Origin of the sequence: Streptomyces sp. SPB074 (genome assembly GCF_000154905.1) — a bacterium.
In the GTDB taxonomy this organism is placed as follows: Bacteria; Actinomycetota; Actinomycetes; order Streptomycetales; family Streptomycetaceae; genus Streptomyces.
The window spans coordinates 4,560,304-4,563,968 of sequence record NZ_GG770539.1 but is presented as its reverse complement, the minus strand read 5'-3'; the positions used below and the strand labels follow the sequence as shown (position 1 = coordinate 4,563,968).

The window sequence follows — 3,665 nt, the reverse complement described above, 5'->3', positions numbered from 1 at the left end:
CGCTCACCACGGCCGGGGAGACGGGCGCTCCGCTCGGCGCGCTCGTCGGGACCGCCCGCGAGCGGCCCCGGCTGCTGTACGTGCCGCAGCCGCGCGACCGGGAGCTGCGCTTCGGCTTCCTCGCCGCGCTCGCGGCCGAAGTGCTCCCGTACGTCGAGTCGTTCGCGGCCGACGTGGAGACGGTCGAGCGCAAGGAGACCGATCCGGAGAGCGGCAAGAAGGTCACGGTCGAGGCGGAACTGTGCCGTGACGCGCCGCAGTTGCTCGTACCGAGCGCGGCCGGTGTGGAGTTCGTGCGGCTGCTCGGGCGCTCGATGCGCTTCCGGCGGACCGCCGAGCAGGACCCGGACGAGCCGTATCCGGCGCCCGCGCGGGTGCCGCTGCTCGGCCGGTGGCTCACGCACCTCGGGGAGCGCGCGCGGGTGCCGGGCTCCGCGCTGCTGCTGCCGATGACGGGCCTGCTCGGGCGGCACTGGGCGACGGGGCAGAGCCGGATGGAGGAGCAGCATCTCGGCGCGCTCCTCGGCTGGCTCGACCCGCCCGGGGGCGCGGACGGCGCCGCCGCCGCGCTCGCCGCCGAGCTGGAGCGGGACGAGGAGGGGCAGTTGCGGCACCCGCCGGCCGGTCCGGCGACCGATCCCGCCTTCGACAACAAGCTCCTCGCCCCCGCGATCGAGCGCTACGACGCGGCCCGCCTCCGTCTCGGCGCGGCCGAGGACCCCGAGCGCGCCGACGCGCTGCTCGCCGCGCTGCACGAGGCCGAGCACGCGGTCGGTGAGCTGGTCGCGCGCGCGACCCGGCCGACGTGGGACGCCGTGTGGCGGGGCCTGGACCTGCTCCGCGCGCTGCCCGAGGCCCCGTACGCGCGGGAGCGCTGGACGCGCGACCGGCTCTCGTACACGAGCCACCGCGACCGTCTCGCGGCCGGCGAGCCGCCGCAGCCGCGCCGCGACGACGCGGTGACCGCCGCGCGCAAGCTCGCCGCGCGCGAGCGCGAGCAGGCGCGGCTCGACGCGCAGGAGGCGCTGGACGACCCGCTCGTCATGGCCGAACGGCGCCTCTCGGGCGAGGCGTTCCACGGGTACGTCGAGTCGGTCGTGATGACGTACACCGAGGGGCGCAGGCCGCGCCCCCGGCCCGTGCTCACCGTGCGCACCGACGACCTGCCGCAGCTCGCGGAGCGGACACCGAAAATTCCGGGTGCTCGAAGGCAAGCCGCAGACGGCGGACTTCACCGGGCGCACGGAGGACGGCGCGCTGCTGCTCACCGTGCGGGACCGGATGGGGCGGGGCGCGGAGCCGGACGCGGGGTCGGTCCCGGCCCCCGGGGAGACCCTGTGCTTCACGCTCTTCCCGCACGACCAGCGCCCGGGCCCCGGGCTGCCGGACGCGGAGGCGACACCGTGGACACACGGGGGGCCGCCCGCGGCGGCGGCCGAGGCGGCGGACCCGGTGACCGAGGAGGACGTGCTGTGACGGACGAGGCGGACTTCGACCCGGGCGCCGAGGCGGCGCGGGCGACGGCGGCGATCCTCGCGGACACGCTGCACGGGACGCACCGGGGCGTCGTCGTGGACTCGCCGCCGGGGGCCGGGAAATCGACGCTCGTGGTGCGTGCCGCGCGTGAACTCGTCGCGGCCGGGCGGCGGCTGATGATCGTGGCGCAGACCAACGCGCAGGTGGACGACCTCGTGCTGCGGCTCGTCGCGAAGGACCCCGAGCTGCCGGTGGGGCGCTTGCACAGCAACGACCAGGACGCCTACGACCCGGCGCTGGACGCGTATCCGCAGGTCGTGAAGTCGAGCCGGGTCGAGGGTCTGGTGGAGCTGCCCGTCGTCGTGTCCACGGCGGCGAAGTGGGCGCACGTGCGCGACGTCGAGCCGTGGCCGCACGCGATCGTGGACGAGGCGTACCAGATGCGCTCGGACGCGCTCCTCGCCGTCGCCGGCCTCTTCGCGCGCGCCCTGTTCGTCGGGGACCCGGGACAGCTCGACCCCTTCGCGCTCGTCGGCGCCGACCAGTGGGCGGGCCTCGCCCACGATCCCTCCGCCTCCGCCGTCGCCGCGCTCCTCGCCCACAATCCGGGCCTCCCGCAGCACCGCCTCCCGGTCTCCTGGCGGCTGCCCGCCTCGGCGGCCCCGCTGGTCAGCGCGGCGTTCTACCCGTTCACCCCCTTCCGCAGCGGCACGGGCCCCGGCGAGCGGCACCTCGGCTTCGCCGCGCAGGGCGACGGCTCCCCGTACGACGCGGTGATCGACGAGGCGGCGGCGAGCGGCTGGGGGCTGCTCGAACTGCCCGCGCGGCTCACGCCGCGCACCGACCCGGAGGCGGTGGCCGCGATCGCGCGGCTCGTGCGGCGGCTCCTGGACCGCGAGGGCAGCTCCGTCTCGCCCGGCGAGGACGTGGTGCCGCTCACGGCGGCCCGGATCGCGGTCGGCACGGCGCACCGCGACCAGGCGGCGGCGGTGCGCGAGGCGCTCGCCGGGCTCGGCGTCACGGAGGTCACCGTGGACACGGCGAACCGGCTCCAGGGCCGCGAGTACGACGTGACGGTGGTCCTGCACCCGCTCTCGGGGCGCCCCGACGCGACCGCCTTCCACCTGGAGACGGGCCGCCTGTGCGTGCTCGCCTCGCGGCACCGGCACGCCTGCCTCGTGGTGTGCAGGGCGGGGATCGCGGACCTTCTCGACGCGCACCCCTCGACGGAGCCGGTGCGGCTGGGGGTCGAGCTGCGCTTCCCGGACGGGTGGGAGGCGCACCACGCGGTGCTGGCGCGGCTGGAGGAGCACCGGGTACGGGTGTGAGACGGGGGTGCCTCGGTGGGGGCGGGCGGCGGGTGCGGTGCGTCGGGGGGCGCGTCGGGTGCGGTGCGCCGGGGGGGACTCGTCCCGGCTGCCGCGCGGGACGGCGGGGGTCCGGCCTGCGGGGACGGGTGCCGGGCGGAGGCCAAAGGCCGCTCTTGCGGGGGCGGGGGACAATGGTGGGTGGCGCGGAGGTGGTTCCGTGCCGCTCCCACAGGTACGACGGAGGAATTCTTCATGGCGGAGCCCGAACGGCGACCGCGGCTGCGCCCGGCGCCGCTGCTCCACGAGCCGAGGGAGGTGGCGGCCGATCCCGAGCACTTCTTCGACCTGGAGACGATCGAGGACCCGCGTCGGCTGCTCGACCGCTCGACCGAGCTGACCCACGCCTTCCGTGCCGCCGCGGACCGCGCGACCGAGTACCAGGCCATCGCCGCCGCGCAACTCGCCGACCCGCGCCGCTTCGACCGTCTCTCGGCCGCCTCGATCGCCGAGCGGGCGCAGTGGACGGAGGACTACGCGCGGAAGATGATCGAGTTCGGGCGCGATCTGCTCAAGGGCGAACCCGAAGAGGGCTGAGAACCCCTCCGTCCACGCCAGCCGGGGCGCCCCGTACCGGGCACGCCTGCCGGGCATATGCCGGGTGACAGGGCACGGTACGCCCGTACGGGACCCCTTGTCCGCGTTTCCGCGAACTTCGCCCGCTTCCGCAGCGGGTGGGGCCACGGTGGGGGCATGACGAGCAGCACACAGCAGGAGCGGCAGGCCGTCACGGGCGGGGCGGGAGCAGGGCGGGACGAGGACGGGGCCCGCTGGCTCGCGAGCGCGACGCCCGATCCCGGAGCGACGCTGCACACCTGGACC

General features: G+C 76.5%; 2 protein-coding genes and 1 pseudogene. All 3 read left to right on the top strand.

What is annotated here, in order from left to right; all coding sequences use genetic code 11:
• Positions 1-1,476: pseudogene (locus tag SSBG_RS19185) on the top strand (hypothetical protein); the annotation flags it as partial.
• Positions 1,473-2,804: an AAA domain-containing protein gene (locus tag SSBG_RS19180; RefSeq protein WP_008747729.1), complete on the top strand. Its 1,332-nt coding sequence runs from the start codon at positions 1,473-1,475 to the stop codon at positions 2,802-2,804. The pseudogene SSBG_RS19185 and the gene SSBG_RS19180, both read left to right, overlap by 4 nt.
• A gap of 234 nt (positions 2,805-3,038) precedes the next feature.
• Entirely contained in the window at positions 3,039-3,380 is a 342-nt protein-coding gene (locus SSBG_RS19175; RefSeq protein WP_008747728.1) for a hypothetical protein, read from the top strand.
• Positions 3,381-3,665 lie beyond the last annotated feature (285 nt).

Excerpts from the sequence above, each read along its gene's own strand:
- SSBG_RS19175 (WP_008747728.1), top strand. The coding sequence starts at position 3,039 with ATGGCGGAGCCCGAACGGCGACCGCGGCTGCGCCCGGCGCCGCTGCTC.